The sequence below is a fragment of the Shewanella sp. Iso12 genome (assembly GCF_012030025.1).
Taxonomy (GTDB): Bacteria; Pseudomonadota; Gammaproteobacteria; order Enterobacterales; family Shewanellaceae; genus Shewanella; species Shewanella algae.
This window is the reverse complement of record NZ_JAAUHW010000004.1, coordinates 39,816-53,873: the sequence shown is the minus strand read 5'-3', so window position 1 is coordinate 53,873 and position 14,058 is coordinate 39,816. Positions and strand designations below refer to the sequence as shown.

15 protein-coding genes are annotated in these 14,058 nt (G+C 54.0%); 4 read left to right on the top strand and 11 right to left on the bottom strand.

Going from position 1 to position 14,058, the window contains the following annotated elements:
• Positions 1–245: 245 nt before the first annotated feature.
• Both HCX89_RS09010 and HCX89_RS09005 read right to left on the bottom strand, forming a co-directional pair.
• On the bottom strand, positions 246–704 hold the full coding sequence (locus tag HCX89_RS09010; RefSeq protein WP_025887716.1) for a GAF domain-containing protein: 459 nt from the start codon (positions 702–704) through the stop codon (positions 246–248).
• 13 nt (positions 705–717) lie between these two features.
• Positions 718–1,005 (bottom strand): YebG family protein, encoded by a 288-nt coding sequence (locus tag HCX89_RS09005; protein WP_025011161.1) that lies wholly within the window; start codon positions 1,003–1,005, stop codon positions 718–720.
• A 196-nt stretch (positions 1,006–1,201) separates the two neighbouring features.
• Between HCX89_RS09005 and HCX89_RS09000 the strand changes: the two genes are divergently transcribed.
• From HCX89_RS09000 to HCX89_RS08990, 3 genes are read left to right on the top strand one after another with little or no spacing between them, the layout of a single operon-like run.
• On the top strand, positions 1,202–1,849 hold the full coding sequence (locus HCX89_RS09000; RefSeq protein ID WP_037437264.1) for a paraquat-inducible protein A: 648 nt from the start codon (positions 1,202–1,204) through the stop codon (positions 1,847–1,849).
• The gene (locus HCX89_RS08995) at positions 1,839–2,477 is read left to right on the top strand and encodes a paraquat-inducible protein A (RefSeq protein ID WP_025887715.1); all 639 of its coding nucleotides are present in this window, start codon (positions 1,839–1,841) and stop codon (positions 2,475–2,477) included. The genes HCX89_RS09000 and HCX89_RS08995 overlap by 11 nt, the downstream gene beginning before the upstream one ends.
• The gene (locus HCX89_RS08990) at positions 2,455–5,076 is read left to right on the top strand and encodes a PqiB family protein (protein ID WP_167715752.1); all 2,622 of its coding nucleotides are present in this window, start codon (positions 2,455–2,457) and stop codon (positions 5,074–5,076) included. Before HCX89_RS08995 ends, HCX89_RS08990 begins: the two co-directional genes overlap by 23 nt.
• Before the next feature lie 62 nt (positions 5,077–5,138).
• Here HCX89_RS08990 and HCX89_RS08985 read toward each other — a convergent pair whose 3' ends face one another.
• Positions 5,139–6,365 carry a nucleoside recognition domain-containing protein gene (locus tag HCX89_RS08985; RefSeq protein WP_071237467.1) on the bottom strand — a complete coding sequence of 409 codons (1,227 nt, stop codon included), beginning with the start codon at positions 6,363–6,365 and terminating at the stop codon, positions 5,139–5,141.
• Positions 6,366–6,436: 71 nt separating this feature from the next.
• Here HCX89_RS08985 and rsmF point away from each other — a divergent pair, with 71 nt between their 5' ends.
• Entirely contained in the window at positions 6,437–7,840 is a 1,404-nt protein-coding gene (rsmF, locus tag HCX89_RS08980) for a 16S rRNA (cytosine(1407)-C(5))-methyltransferase RsmF (RefSeq protein ID WP_109247923.1), read from the top strand.
• A gap of 370 nt (positions 7,841–8,210) precedes the next feature.
• On the opposite strand, the gene HCX89_RS08975 is transcribed toward rsmF, so the two are convergent.
• The 8 genes from HCX89_RS08975 to udk are packed head-to-tail and all read right to left on the bottom strand — an operon-like array spanning position 8,211 to position 14,052.
• Entirely contained in the window at positions 8,211–8,999 is a 789-nt protein-coding gene (locus HCX89_RS08975) for a TatD family hydrolase (RefSeq protein ID WP_096141864.1), read from the bottom strand.
• Positions 9,000–9,043: 44 nt separating this feature from the next.
• A complete protein-coding gene (locus HCX89_RS08970) occupies positions 9,044–9,370 on the bottom strand; it encodes a PilZ domain-containing protein (RefSeq protein WP_025011164.1) in 327 nt (108 codons plus the stop codon).
• A gap of 10 nt (positions 9,371–9,380) precedes the next feature.
• A complete protein-coding gene (gene holB / locus HCX89_RS08965; RefSeq protein ID WP_044734614.1) occupies positions 9,381–10,292 on the bottom strand; it encodes a DNA polymerase III subunit delta' in 912 nt (303 codons plus the stop codon).
• Between the two features lie 25 nt (positions 10,293–10,317).
• Complete coding sequence (tmk, locus tag HCX89_RS08960) at positions 10,318–10,950, bottom strand: dTMP kinase (RefSeq protein WP_107004914.1); 633 nt, start codon at positions 10,948–10,950, stop codon at positions 10,318–10,320.
• The gene (mltG, locus tag HCX89_RS08955; RefSeq protein WP_025011167.1) at positions 10,950–11,957 is read right to left on the bottom strand and encodes an endolytic transglycosylase MltG; all 1,008 of its coding nucleotides are present in this window, start codon (positions 11,955–11,957) and stop codon (positions 10,950–10,952) included. Before mltG ends, tmk begins: the two co-directional genes overlap by 1 nt.
• The gene (gene pabC / locus HCX89_RS08950) at positions 11,954–12,787 is read right to left on the bottom strand and encodes an aminodeoxychorismate lyase (protein ID WP_167715750.1); all 834 of its coding nucleotides are present in this window, start codon (positions 12,785–12,787) and stop codon (positions 11,954–11,956) included. Before pabC ends, mltG begins: the two co-directional genes overlap by 4 nt.
• 14 nt (positions 12,788–12,801) lie before the next feature.
• Complete coding sequence (gene dcd / locus HCX89_RS08945; protein ID WP_028781440.1) at positions 12,802–13,383, bottom strand: dCTP deaminase; 582 nt, start codon at positions 13,381–13,383, stop codon at positions 12,802–12,804.
• A 30-nt stretch (positions 13,384–13,413) separates the two neighbouring features.
• On the bottom strand, positions 13,414–14,052 hold the full coding sequence (gene udk, locus HCX89_RS08940) for a uridine kinase (protein ID WP_167715747.1): 639 nt from the start codon (positions 14,050–14,052) through the stop codon (positions 13,414–13,416).
• Between the last annotated feature and the right edge of the window lie 6 nt (positions 14,053–14,058).

The window sequence follows — 14,058 nt, the reverse complement described above, 5'->3', positions numbered from 1 at the left end:
CAGGGGACGTCAGTGGTCAGTTAGGTCTGCTGTACTCACGGCGTCGTTCATCTTCGTTAACCCCTTGGGGGATAACGTACAAATTAGCATGCATTCGGCCATTGCCAAAGGCATTACACAAAACTTAACATTTCAGCCTGATACGGCCAAGCACCACAAACGGTCATTTGGCCCTCAAAGCGGCCGCCTATTATAAGCTGCACGCGCCTTAAAGCGACCACCAATTGTGGCAGATTGTACGGGAATTAACCAAATAAGCACTTTTCCAGACTCTGCACCAGGGTCTCCAGCCCGGTTTGATCCTCTTTATCGAAGCGCGACAGGCTGGGACTGTCGATATCCAGCACGGCAATCAGTTCGCCCTTTTGGTAAACAGGGATCACAATTTCCGAGTTGCTGGCGGCATCACAGGCGATATGTCCGGCAAACTGATGTACATCCTCAACCAACTGAGTCTCGCCCTTGGCGGCCGCGGTGCCACAGACCCCCTTGCCCATTGGAATTCGGGTACAGGCCAGTTTCCCTTGAAAGGGCCCAAGCACCAGTTGCTCACCCTTGAGCAGATAGAAGCCCACCCAATTGATGTCTTCAAGGTGTTCATTCAGCAAAGCTGAGAAATTGGCCATGGCACAAATGACATCGTCTTCACCGGCAAACAGTGCCTGTACCTGACGGTTGAGCGTATCGTAAAACTGAGCTTTCATCTGTATTCCCGGGTTATGCCTTTTCTGGTTCTGTCTTCTTCTTACTGCTCTTGGCGGGGGCCGGTGCTTTTACCGGGGCGCCCTTGAGCAGATTCGCCAGTGTATCTTTATGAGAAGCTAAATAAAAAGCAAGTTTTTCCGCTGTATTATCATCCAGTTCCAATTCACTGGCTTGAATAAAGGGGATTAAGTTATCCGCGATGTCGAGCATCTTATCGTAGGCGTCTGCCTCCTTCTTAGATGTAAATGTCATCTTCTCAACCCCTTCTCTGACCACAACGTACTGAGTTATAACGGCCATGACCTTCCTCACACTGTTTAAATATACAGTACATAGAGTGACATAAAATGCGCTATAGATGCAAGAGACGCGCTCTTTCTGATAGTATTTGCGAGTTTGTTTTGTCGATTAACTCCAATGGACCCACGCGCAACGCAGTTAGTGTGTTGACGACTAAGTTTGGGTCACCATGGCCAGAACAGGACATATCCAGCATTTGAAAGCTTATACTCCAAGCGACAACAAACCGGACTGCAGCATAGTGCTCTGTCGCGCCTGTGATTTGGCTGTGAGTAAACGCGCCTTGCCCTCCGGTGTCAGAGCGCTTTGTCCCAGATGCCATACAGCGCTTTATGATGCGCCCTATTGTTCTATCAATGGCATGCTGGCGTTATGTATCAGTGCCCTGCTGTTTTATCTGCCCGCCATGCTGCTGCCAGTATTGGAAATGCACTTTCTCGGCAGTGTCAGAACCACGACCGCATACCAAGGTGCCCTGGCGGTAATTGACCAAGGTTATTGGATAGTGGGAATTGCCGTATTGGTGGCGGCGGTAATAGCCCCAGGAGTACTCAATCTGTCGATTTTTGTTCAGGTACTGATCATCAAGACAGGTCTGGTGCAGCATCACTTCTGGCGAGGGGTTCTCACCTGGCTGCTCAAGAAGCAAGGCCTGCTGTCGCAAATGACCATGCTGGAAATTTATGTGATCAGTTTCCTGGTTTCCGCCTTTCAGTTGTCCGACTTCTCCGATGTTTACTTTGGCATGGGAACCTTTTGTTTTACCATGCTGTTTTTGGTGACTCTCTTCCTGCAGCGCGAATATAACCTGGAGCATATGTGGAGTTTTCTCGATGAAAGCTAGAAAGCAGATCCAGGGCAAAGACATGGGCCTGTGCACCTGCCCTGCCTGCAAGAAACTCAACCTGATAGAGGATGAGTACTGCAGCCGCTGCCAAAACCCACTCAGGCTAAGGGACGAAACCAGTCTGCAAAAAAGCTGGGCCTTGCTGATCACTGCAGCCATCTTGTTGATCCCAGCCAACATCTATCCCATTACCATGCTCACCAAACAGGGCAAGGTCACCTACGACACCATTTTTTCCGGCATCACCCATCTGGTACAGTCGGACATGTTACCCATCGCCATCATAGTCTTTACCGCCAGTATTCTGGTGCCCTGGCTGAAGATTATCGGCCTGGCTTTCTATCTGACGGCGATCAGTTTCAACCTGCCTATCCCCAAACGGCCACTGATGGCCGGGTTTCATATCATAGAATGGATTGGACGCTGGTCTATGCTGGATCTGTTTGTCATATCCATTACCGTTGCCCTGGTTAATATGGGGCAATTGCTGGACGCCAAGCCGGCGCCGGCAGCAACTGCGTTTGCCTTGGTCATCCTCTTTACCCAACTTGCGGCCAAGGTGTTGGACACACGTTTACTTTGGGATCAACTGGACACAGAAGATGACGCAAATCGAAAAGCCTAAAATAGTCAAAAAGAAGCTTTTTTCCCCCATCTGGCTGTTACCTATAGTGGCGTTGGCCTTGGGCGCTTGGCTGGGGCTGAAGAGCATCAAGGAATCCGGCATTGAGGTGCGGATCCACTTCCCCAGTGCCAGTGGTATGGATGTAGGCAAGACACTGGTGCGCTATCAGGGCCTGACCGTCGGCAAGGTGGTGGATATCTCCATCGATGAAGAGCTGCAGGGCGTTAACGTCGATGTATTGATGGACTACCGCGCCGAGCCTTTCCTCAGGGATGAAACCAAGTTCTGGCTGGTGACCCCCAAGGCATCCATCACAGGTGTCGAAGGTTTGGATGCCTTGTTCTCGGGAAACTATATAGGTATTCAACCCGGAGACGGCGATTCACGTTACAGCTACGAGGCCGAGCGCTCTGCCCCGGCCGTGCTGCCCAGTAATGATGGCTTAGTGGTTGAACTGAGCGCCGATCGCCTCGGCTCACTGGATGTGGGCTCTCCGGTATTCTATCGCCAGGTACCGGTTGGCAGTGTGGTCAGCTATCGACTCGACAACAGTGACAAGCTGCAGCTGAGTGCCTTTATTCAGGAGCAATATGCCTATCTGGTCAAGAAAGATTCCCGCTTTTGGAATGTCTCCGGCATAGAGATCAACGCCTCACTTTCCGGCGTTAAGGTCAGCGCAGAGAGCCTGGCGGCGATACTCGCCGGCGGCATCAACTTTGATTCCCCCGAAAGCTCAAAGAACGCAGTAAACGGCGATAGTTTCACCCTATATGACAATGAAACAGAAGCCAGTGGCGGCGCCAGCTTTATTCTGTCGGCAAAAAACGCCGATGGCCTCAACAAGGGCAGCCCCATTCTCTACCGCGGTTTGCCTATAGGGGAAATCGAAGAAATAGTGCTGGCCGATGACGGCGTGGCGCTGCATGCCCGCCTGGACGCCCCCTACTCGAGTCTTTTGACCGGCACGGCGCAGTTTTGGCGTGAAGGCGCCGAGCTGTCACTGTCCGGCATAAAACACCCGGGCCGATTGCTGAGCGGCGATGCCATCGCCTTTCTCCCGGGTACGGGCGAGGCCCAAACCCGTTACGCCTTGGCCGAGCAGGCGCCAGATCTCAGCAAGGCCAAGGCGCTAAAGATAACGCTTAGAGCCGATGAAAACCCCGGCATCAGCCCAGATGCCGAGCTGAGGTACAAGAAGATCGCCATAGGCAAGGTCACTTCAGTTGCCCTGAGTCAGGACTTTAACTCGGTAGAATACCAGGCCGAGGTGTTGCCCGAGTTTGCCTCGTTGCTGACCCAAGGCAGTGACTTCATCGCCGAAGCCGCGCTGGACTTCAACGCCTCACTGGACGGAGTCAGCCTCAAGAGCGGCGATTTTACGACCCTGACCAAGGGCAGTGTCAGCTTAAGACGCGGCCAAAGCCGCAAGGGCGCCGATCTTTCCAAGCCGTTGCCGCTGTTTGCCTCGAGTGCCGAGGCCGGCCACTATTACCAAGGCATGGAGCAGCTCAACTGGCAGCTCTACAGCGATGATGGCGCCGACTTGAGCCCAGGCGCACCTGTCTACTACAAGAAGATGCAGATAGGACAGGTGAAACAGGTCAGCTGGCAGAGCCAGGATGACAGATTTGCCATTGCGCTCGCCATAGACCATACCTTTGCGCCCCTGCTCAAACCCAATGCCGTGTTTTGGCGCAACCAGGCGGTGTCAATCGATGCCGGGCTTTCGGGAGTCAAGCTGGATGTCGCGCCGCTGGCCGGTGCCATCAAGGGCAGTATCAGTTTGGGCTTTTTGGAGCAAGGCGAGCCCAACAATAAGCAGCTTTATGCTTCCGAGTCACTGGCGCGCAATCAAGCCGTTGCCATTGGGCTGAGTTTCCCGGCCAGTGCCACTATCAAACCAGGTGCCGCTATCCGCTATCAGGGTCATCAGATAGGTGAAGTCACCCGGGTAACCTTGAGTGACGATCTCAACAGCCAGCAACTCAGTGCCTTCCTCTATGGCCGCTATGCCGAGCCGTTTCTCAAAAGCGACAGTCGCTTCAGCCTGGTCAATGCCGAAATATCCCTTAAGGGCATAAAGGCACCGGAAACCCTGCTGACCGGCGCCTATATCAGCGCTCTTCCCGGCCAAGCCGCCGAAGTAAGCCAACAGTTCAATGGCCAAGTACACACGGCGGTTGCCCCAGAGGCCGATGCGCTGCAACTGGTGCTGAGCAAGGCCAGCCTGGGCTCGGTCAACATAGGCACAGGGATCTTCTTTCGCGGCATTCAAATTGGCGATGTAACCAGCTATCGACTGGCGCCCAAGGGCGATGAAGTCTGGATCCAGACCCAGATTGCTGCGCCTTATCGGCATCTTATCAACCAGAGCAGCAGGTTCTACGACTTGTCCGGTATTCGGGTCGATTTGGGGCTTTTTTCCGGAGCCCAAATCGAAACCGGCTCATTGGAAACCATACTCGCCGGCGGCATAGGAGTGGTCACTGAGCTCGACAATCAAAGCAGCAAACCGCTTGAAAACCAGAGTCTGATGCCACTTCATGACAAACCCGAGCGCGACTGGCTCAACTGGCGCCCAAGACTCAGCCAGCCATAAAACCCAAACGGGGCTCGTCTGAGCCCCGTTTTTTAACTCTGTAATCCTACCTATGTATCGCCTCAGCCATAAAACCAATAGCACACGGCGATAGCAGTGCAGATACCCGCCAGATCGGCAAACAAGCCACAAGCCAGTGCGTGGCGGCCATTGCGGATACCGACGGCACCAAAATACACTGCCAGCACGTAAAAAGTGGTTTCAGTACTACCCTGGAAAATGGCCGCCAGCCTACCGGCAAAAGAATCGACGCCGTAATGGGCCATGGTTTCCAGCATCATGGCTCTGGCGCCTGAGCCGCTTAAAGGCTTCATCAGGGCGGTTGGCAAGGCATCGATAAAGCGGCCATCCATCCCCATATGGCTCACCAAAGCGGCAATAACACCGAGTAGATAATCCAGCGCGCCGGAGGCGCGCAGTAAGGCTATCGCCAGCAGCATGGCCAGCAGATAAGGAATGAGCCGCACCGACTGTTCAAACCCCGACTTGGCGCCTTCGATAAATTCATCGTAAACCGCCACCCGCCGCAGCAGCGCCACCAACACAAAGGCAAAGATGATCCCCAGCAGCAAACCGTTCCCCAGCATGGCGGAGACTTCGCCGATCCGCTCGGCTCCCAGGGTCAACAGGTACATCACTCCGGCGCTGAGACCGCCGAGCAGTATTGCGCCATAACTCAGCACCACCCAATCCAGCAAGCGTATCCTTTGCACCAGCGCCACCACACTCAAACCCGCCAGGGTCGAGCCCAGGGTAGAGAGTAAAATAGGCAGGAAAATGTCGGCAGGATCAGCCGCCCCTTGCTGCGCCCGGTACAGAAAAACCGTCACGGGTACCAAAGTCACAGAAGAGGTATTGAGCACCAAAAACAGGATCTGGGCATTGGTGGCGGTCTTCTTGTCGGGGTTCAGGCTTTGCAGATCCGCCATCGCCTTAAGTCCCAATGGTGTGGCGGCATTGTCCAACCCCAGCATATTGGCGGTCAGGTTCATGGTGACGCTGCCATAGGCGGGATGGCCTCTTGGCACTTCCGGCATCAACTTGCTGAGCAGCGGCTCAAATACCCAGGCGATGGCTGCAATCACTCCGGCTTTTTCCCCGAGACGCATCAGCCCCATCCACAGGGTCAACACCCCAATCAATCCCAGGGCTATTTCCGCGGCCAATTTGGCGCTGTCAAACATCGCCGTGACAGACTCATTGAGAACGGTCGCATCACCACTCATCAAACGCAGCAAAATCGCTCCCAGCGCGATAATAAAGAACAGACTCCAAACCCGGTTCAACACCTAAAACACCCCACAGTCGCCGCGCCCGAGTGTGCTATACTGCCGCCATCCCGGGGTCACCCTTTTTATTTATGGTTCAATTAAATCAGAATTTTATCAACAGTATCGCCAAGGATCTGCCAGAACATCTCAAGCTCGAGGATTTTATTCACTTTTGCAGCTTACCACTGAGAGCCGCCTTGCGGGTCAACACCCTCAAAATCAGCGTCGATGAATTCCTCTCGAGAATGCGGGCCAAAGGCTGGCAGTTCGAAACCATTCCCTGGTGCCCTGAGGGATTTTGGTATCAGGCGGGCGATAGCCAACCCGGAAATTGTATCGAACATCAGCAAGGGCTGTTTTACATTCAGGAGGCCAGCTCCATGCTGCCGCCCATGGCGCTGCTGGAGCCGGGAATGGAGCGGGTGCTAGATATGGCCTCGGCGCCGGGATCCAAGACCACACAAATGGCGGCCATGATGGCCAATGGTGGTGTGCTGATCGCCAACGAATACTCCTCCAGCCGCGTCAAAGTGCTGCATGCCAATCTGCAGAGAATGGGGGTCAGCAATACGGCCCTGACCCACTTCGATGCCAGGGTGTTCGGCCAATACCAGTATGAATCCATGGATGCCGTGTTGCTAGATGCCCCCTGTAGCGGTGAAGGCACGGTACGTAAGGATCCGGATGCCCTCAAACACTGGGATCCACAGGAGATAGCCGACATTGCCGCCACTCAAAGGGATTTGATAGATTCCGCCTTTCTGGCACTTAAGCCAGGCGGGGTAATGGTGTACTCCACCTGTACCCTCAACAGCCAGGAAAACCAGGCCGTACTGCAATACCTCAAGCAAAAATATGGCGCTGCCGTGGCTTTTGAGTCACTTGAGTCACTGTTTGCCGGGGCGGAAAAAGCCTGCACTGCCGAGGGCTTCTTGCATATTTGGCCGCAAATCTATGACAGCGAAGGTTTCTTTGTTGCCAAGGTGCGTAAACTGAGTTCTGTGGCGCGCGAAAGCGATGAACCCAAACAACAAAAGCAGTTTCCTTTCAGTCCCGCCAGTGCCAAACAGCAACAGGCCATCGCCGCCGAGCTGCAGCGGTTGCTCGGCAAAACACTTCCCGAAGGCAGCCTCTGGATCCGGGATCAGGAGTACTGGCTGTTTCCCAGCGGCTTTGAGCCCTTTATCGGCAAGATGCGTTATCAACGTATCGGTCTTAAGCTCGCCGATGACAGTAAGCATGGGTTGAAACTGCGCCATGAAGCCTTAATGGCCTTGGGAGTAACCGCCGACAAGGGTTATGAAGTTACAGAGCCTGAGGCTCAGGCTTATCTGATGGGCCGGGATATCGCGCTGGATGGCAGTGAAAAGGCCCGTGGTGAGCTGGTATTGACCTGGGGCGGGCAAGTGCTGGGGTTGGGTAAACATCTGGGAAACCGGCTGAAGAACAACCTGCCGCGGGAGCTGGTCAAAGACAAGATCTGCCTATCCTGAAAGCCTTGGCCGTCCTGAAAGCATTAGGTAAACGCCGCTGCAGACACGCCTTCGATTAAACTTGCCTGAATGCTTAAAAGAGTGGCTTGTTAAGTCATTCTTTTAAGTGCCCTTACTTAAATCGACCTCTATTTTTGTTATATCTTATATCAATTGGTGCTAACAAATCTGCCGGCCAAATACCTCTTTTAGCGGCGTTCGGCTAATATTTAGTCAGAGATAGCCAATCCTGTCGGATCTCAACATTAGCGCACGGCTCAACCATGAGCCATTCCCCTAGGCCCAAAACAATTGGAATAGTTTTGGGCCTTTTTTTATCTGCCGCTTTTATGGCAGACGACCAGTGGTTGGATATCCCTAAGCCTCCACCCTATCTTGCCGCCAGTTTGGCCGCATCCTTGAACAGGGTAAAAAAGTTGTCTGTGGTGTACTGGGCCAACTCTTCAAAGGACTCACCTCTGAGTTCGGCAACAAACTCGGCGACATCACGAACAAAGGCCGGCTGATTCTCTTTTCCCCGATGAGGCACGGGTGCCAGATAAGGCGAATCGGTTTCGACCAGCAACCTGTCTTTGGGGATTTTACGGATAACACTTCTTAGCTCACCGGCATTTTTAAAGCTGACGATACCAGAAACCGAAATATAAAAGCCCAGATCCATAGCCGCCTTGGCCATTTCCCAGTTCTCGGTAAAGCAGTGCAGTACCCCGCCGCACTGTTCGGCGCCACCGTTCTTCAGTATGGCTATGGTGTCTTCTCTGGCATCCCGGGTGTGAACAATCAAAGGCTTGGCCACTTCTCTGGCCAGTGCCACTTGCTGCTCAAAGCATTGTTGCTGCAATGCCTTGGTATCATCGGCATAGAAATAATCCAGCCCTGTCTCGCCAATGGCCACGACTTTCGGGTCGGCGGCATAACGCTTGAGTTCATTGAGATCCAATCCCTCTTTCACATCCAAAGGATGCACCCCGGATGACAGGAACACCTGCTCAAACCCGACGACTTTGGCCTTCATCTCGGCAAAACCTTTTTGCCGGACATTGACACAAAGAAAATAGTCTACCCCCCGAGCCTTGGCGGCATCGAGCAACTGACTGAGGCTTTCGGGATCCGGCGCGGCTTTGAGGCGATCGAGATGGCAATGGGAATCAACTAACACTTGGAAATCCACCCACAATTGAAAAGGACGGCAAGGATAGCGCCCTACATAGTGCAGGTCAAATCACCCGAGGCCAGCTCTCTGGAGAGGAGTTTTTCGATATGATGCTTGTGGGATTCGGGATCCGAGAGAATTTTAACCCCTATACCGGCCGGGCGTCCTCCGGAAGCACCGAGCGGGTTGATCCACACCACGACCCCCTGAAACTCATTGACATGAGTCGAGCCCGGCAAACGATAACCTATCTGTATCTCCTGACCGAGAAAATGTCCCTCGGTAGTTGCCACAAACAGGCCCGCTGGCTGAATAAAAGGCATGTAAGCACGATACAACTGGTGCAGGGTGTCAAAATTCACTGTCAGATCGACCATAGGATACTTTTTAAGTTTTCAGTCTCTTATATTCTAAGACATAATTCTGGCAAAGCGCCAAGTAGTTGACACTCGGCATCTGGCTCAGACGATTACAGGTATCCATCACCTTGGCAGCCAGGGTCGCTATTCGCGCCCGCAGCAAGGGGTCCTCCCCTTCGGTGGTTAACAGCTCTCTATGTAACACCAAGTATAAAACTCTAAGTACATCAGAGATTTGTTCTTCACCTACTGTTAACAAACTAGCACACAGATGGCCCGTTAACAAACTGGCGCGCCAATCGCGGCGATAATCCAATAAGGTCTGGTATCTGTCAGACTGCAAAACCTCTGCCAACTTTAGCGGCCCGCCGACGACGGGCAAACACCAGGTAACATCGGCCGGCAGCGGCAATTGCTGCGCCAGCCAGGACTGAATGGCACTATTGTCCGGCAGTTTTACCTGCACTCTCTGACAACGACTGGATATGGTCGGCAGCAGCCCGGCGGTGCTGTCGGTCTGTAGAATAATCAGCGTCCCCTGCCCCGGCTCTTCCAGGGTTTTCAGCAGGGCATTGGCCGCAGCTTGATTGAGGCGCTCACTTTGGGCGATAAGCGCCACACGCCGCCCACCTTGCTGGGCCGTGGAGGTGAGGTCCTGACAAAGCGCCCGCACCTGATCCACTTTTATCTGTTTACCATCGGCTTCGAGAAGATGAAAATCGGGATGGTTACCGGCGAGCACCAGCTGGCAGCTCTTGCAATGACCGCACTCTCCCCGAGCTGTGGGTTCGCTGCACAGGGCCGCCGCGGCTATCTCTTCGGCTAGCTTCATGCCGCCATAGCCTTGGGAAAGTCCCAGCAGCAACGCATGAGGCATCTGAGCCGAGTGCAGTTGCTGCATAAAACGGGCTTTGGCGTCACTCAACCAGGGCATGTCCATCTTCATCACTCCTTATGCCGCGTGCTTACCAATCTTTGGTTTGCAACACAGCCAGAATATCTTTATGCACTTCGGCCATGCTCTGACTGGCGTCGATAACCGCTATGCTGTCGTCCTGTTGTGCCAAGCTCAGATAGGTGGCGCGGGTGCGTTCAAAGAATGCCAGTTCCTGCTGCTCGATTCGATCCAGCTCACCACGGTTGGCGGCGCGGGTTAGCCCAAGGCTTGGCTCTATATCAAGATACAGGGTCAAGTCTGGTTTAAAGTCCCCAAGGGTGGCGGCGCTGACCGCGCTGACCAAGGGCATCAACCCCCGACCACCGCCCTGATAAGCCAGGGACGACAGGTTGTGTCTGTCGCCGAGCACCCAACTGCCCTCGGCCAGCGCCGGCTTGATCACTCGGGCCACCAGTTGCGCCCTGGCGGCATACAGCAGCAGGCATTCAGATTCGTCACATAGAGGGTCGCTTGCATCGGCCACCTTCACCAAGTCGCGGATCTTCTCCGCCAACGGGGTGCCACCCGGCTCACGGGTACAGACAGGTGCCCTGCCGGTATGTTTTTCGATAAAGTCTCGCACCAATGCGATGGCACTGGACTTACCGGCGCCTTCCAGGCCCTCGATAACGATAAATTTTGCAGTGGCTTTTTGTGGCATTATCTCTTTCTCTGATACTGGTTCACGGCGCGGTTATGTTCGGCCAGTGTACGGGAAAATACATGACTGCCGTCATTGCGGGAAACGAAGTAGAGATACTCCACGGCTTCCGGGTGTGCGGCCGCCAGCAAGGCTTCCCGCCCGGGCGCGGCAATAGGTGTCGGCGGCAGTCCAAAAATACGGTAGGTGTTGAATGGCGTTTCTTCGCGCAGATCTTTACGGGTGATATTGCCATCAAAGCGCTCACCCATGCCGTAAATTACGGTGGGATCTGTCTGCAAGCGCATGCGTTTTTTCAAGCGATTGACAAATACTGCCGCTATCTTGCCGCGCTCCTCTGCCAGGCCGGTTTCCTTTTCTATGATGGAGGCCAGGATCAAGAGTTCATAAGGACTCTTGAGCGGAATGCTCTGGTCCCGCTGCTGCCAGATACTCTCCAGTTGTTGCTGCATCTTGATAAAGCTTTGGGTCAACAACGTATTGAGCTCAGTGCCGGCACGATACTGATAGGTATCCGGGAAAAACTTGCCTTCAGGCAAGCCGCTGCTATCCCCTTGGGCTTCGAGCACATCGATAAACGGCTTGTCGCTGACCTTGAGATGCGCCAAGGTCTGCAGATACGCTTGCCACTCGCGAATAGTCTTGCCCTCTACCAGCGTCAGGGTGAATGTCTTCTCGTCACCGGCCACCAGCCGCTCCAGCAAAGACACAGGTGTGTCGCCGGGTTCAATCTGGTAGAGACCGCTGCGAATAGCAGTCATCTGCGGGTAAAGCTTACCCCAGAGCTTCCAGTGCCAGTCAAACTCCAACAGCTGCTGATTTTGCAGCTCTTGCCCCAACTGGTAAAAGGAGGTGCCTCGTTTCAGCAACAGCTCTCTGGGTTCATCCAGTTTCAGCTTGGTGGCCGCAAAGCGGTTGAGTTCGTTGTAACCCCAAAAACCGACGCCCAGCGCCAGAGTCATCAGGGTAAATACAAAGGCCAGGGCCGCAACTAAGCATTTTTTCATAATTGGATAGCAAGTGCCTTGCGAAGAGGTGTGCTGCCGGGCCAGAGTTCAAAGCTGCGCTGATCCACAGCAATAACATCGACCAAACCCAACAGGCTGTTACTGATAAAGAGGTGCCGCGCCCGTTGCAGCATCTCTGTTTTGATAGGGCACAGCTGCACGTCAATACCCTGGTCGAGCAAGGCCACGATCAACTGCTGTCGCATCACTCCGGAGACACCGCAGTAATTCATGGCCGGTGAATACGCCGTCAGTTTACCTTGTTCATTAGGTAATAGCAGAAACAGATTGGCCATCGAGGACTCGAGCAGTAAATCGTCGCAATCCAGTACCAACCAATCATCAAAGCCTTCAGGCAATGGCTGCGCCTTGATAAGCACCTGTTCCAGACGGTTGAGATGTTTAATACCGGCAAGCCTAGGCTGTTTGCCAAGCCGGATGGCCGAGGTCTTGAGGGCAATCCCTTTTTGCTGCCAATCTGGGTAATGCGCCGGCAATGGCGCCAGGCTGATGACTTCGGTGATTAAAGCGTCTGCCGGCGGCGTATAACCACGGCCGCCCTCTCCCCGGGTGAGCTGCAACTTAAGGCAGCTATGGGGATTGGCGACGGCGATGCGCTTGAGGCTTAAGTGCAAGGCATCCGATGCCTGCCAGACAAAACCCAAGCGCAGCGCTCCCTGAGTCAAGCGGGCAAGATGTTCAGTCAGAAAGGCTATTTGCCCCCTGGCATCCACCGCCATGGTTGCAAACAGGCCATCACCATAGGTAAAGCCCCGATCGCGAACGCAAACGCTATCCTGCTCTTTGCCCTGAACCCAGACGCCTGTCATGCGCAGCCCAGGGCTCAGTCCTGGCTGATCCGACTGGCGACCGCGTCCTGCTGATCGCGATACTTGGCATTCTTGCGGGTGTTGTAGGGTCTGGCCACAGGGCGGGCCAGACGCTCAAAGTTCAGTGCCCCTATGGTCATCATGGGACGAAGTGCCAGCGGTAATTTACCACTGTTGTAAAACTCGAGCACAATCCGCCCCTGCCAGCCCGGATCGATACGATGCGCGGTCACGTGCACCATCAAGCCCAGACGTGCCAGTGATGAGCGGCCATCGAGCCAGCCGACTATGTCGGAAGGCAGATGAACACTCTCATAGGTCACCGCCAGCGCCAGCTCGCCCGGATGCAGAAAGAAGGCTTCGCCATCGGCAATATCAATCTGCTCGCTCATCACTCTATCCAGTGCAGCCTGCACTTCGGCCTTGGGGCCACTGAGATCTATATAAGGCGCAGTGTGATCCTTGAACACCCGAAACTGGTGACCCAGACGCACATCAACACTCACGCCACTGATGGCCTCTATGCCGGGACGGGGATCTATGACTATGCTGCCCTCGTCCAGACATTGTTCAATTTCGATATCAGTTAATCGCATCTCGCCTTCTAGCTCCCTGGATACTTGTAGTTATTTCGCCAGCAAATGCTGGATTCTGGCCTTGAGAATATCGGTGGCAATCCGGTTCTTGCCGCCCCTTGGCACTATGATGTCGGCATACTGCTTTGAGGGTTCGATAAACTGCAGAAACATGGGTCTTACCGTTTTCTGATACTGGCTGATAACAGATTCCATGGTGCGGCCACGCTCGGCCACATCACGGGTCAGACGCCGCAGCAGACAGATATCCAGCGGCGTGTCCATAAACACGCTGGCATCCATCAGTTCACGCAGCTTAGGGTCGGTCAGCAGCAAAATACCTTCGAGAATAATGACCTTTTTAGGGGTCATCTTCAAGGTATCACTGGTGCGGGTATGCTCGGCGTAGCTATAGCAGGGAATATCCACTGCCTGCCCCTGCTTGAGCGCTACCAGGTGAATACCGAGCAGTTCATGGTCCAACGCCTTGGGATGGTCATAGTTGGTCTTGACCCTCTCGTCCATGGACATATGGCTCTGATCCCGATAGTAGGCATCTTCGTTGATAACCCCTATCTGATCTGTCCCTAAGTCTCGGCATAGCTCTTCAAATATGGTCTTGGCGATCAAACTTTTACCTGACGCCGAAGCCCCTGCTATCCCGATAACGACACACTGTGGCGAATTCATGCTGCT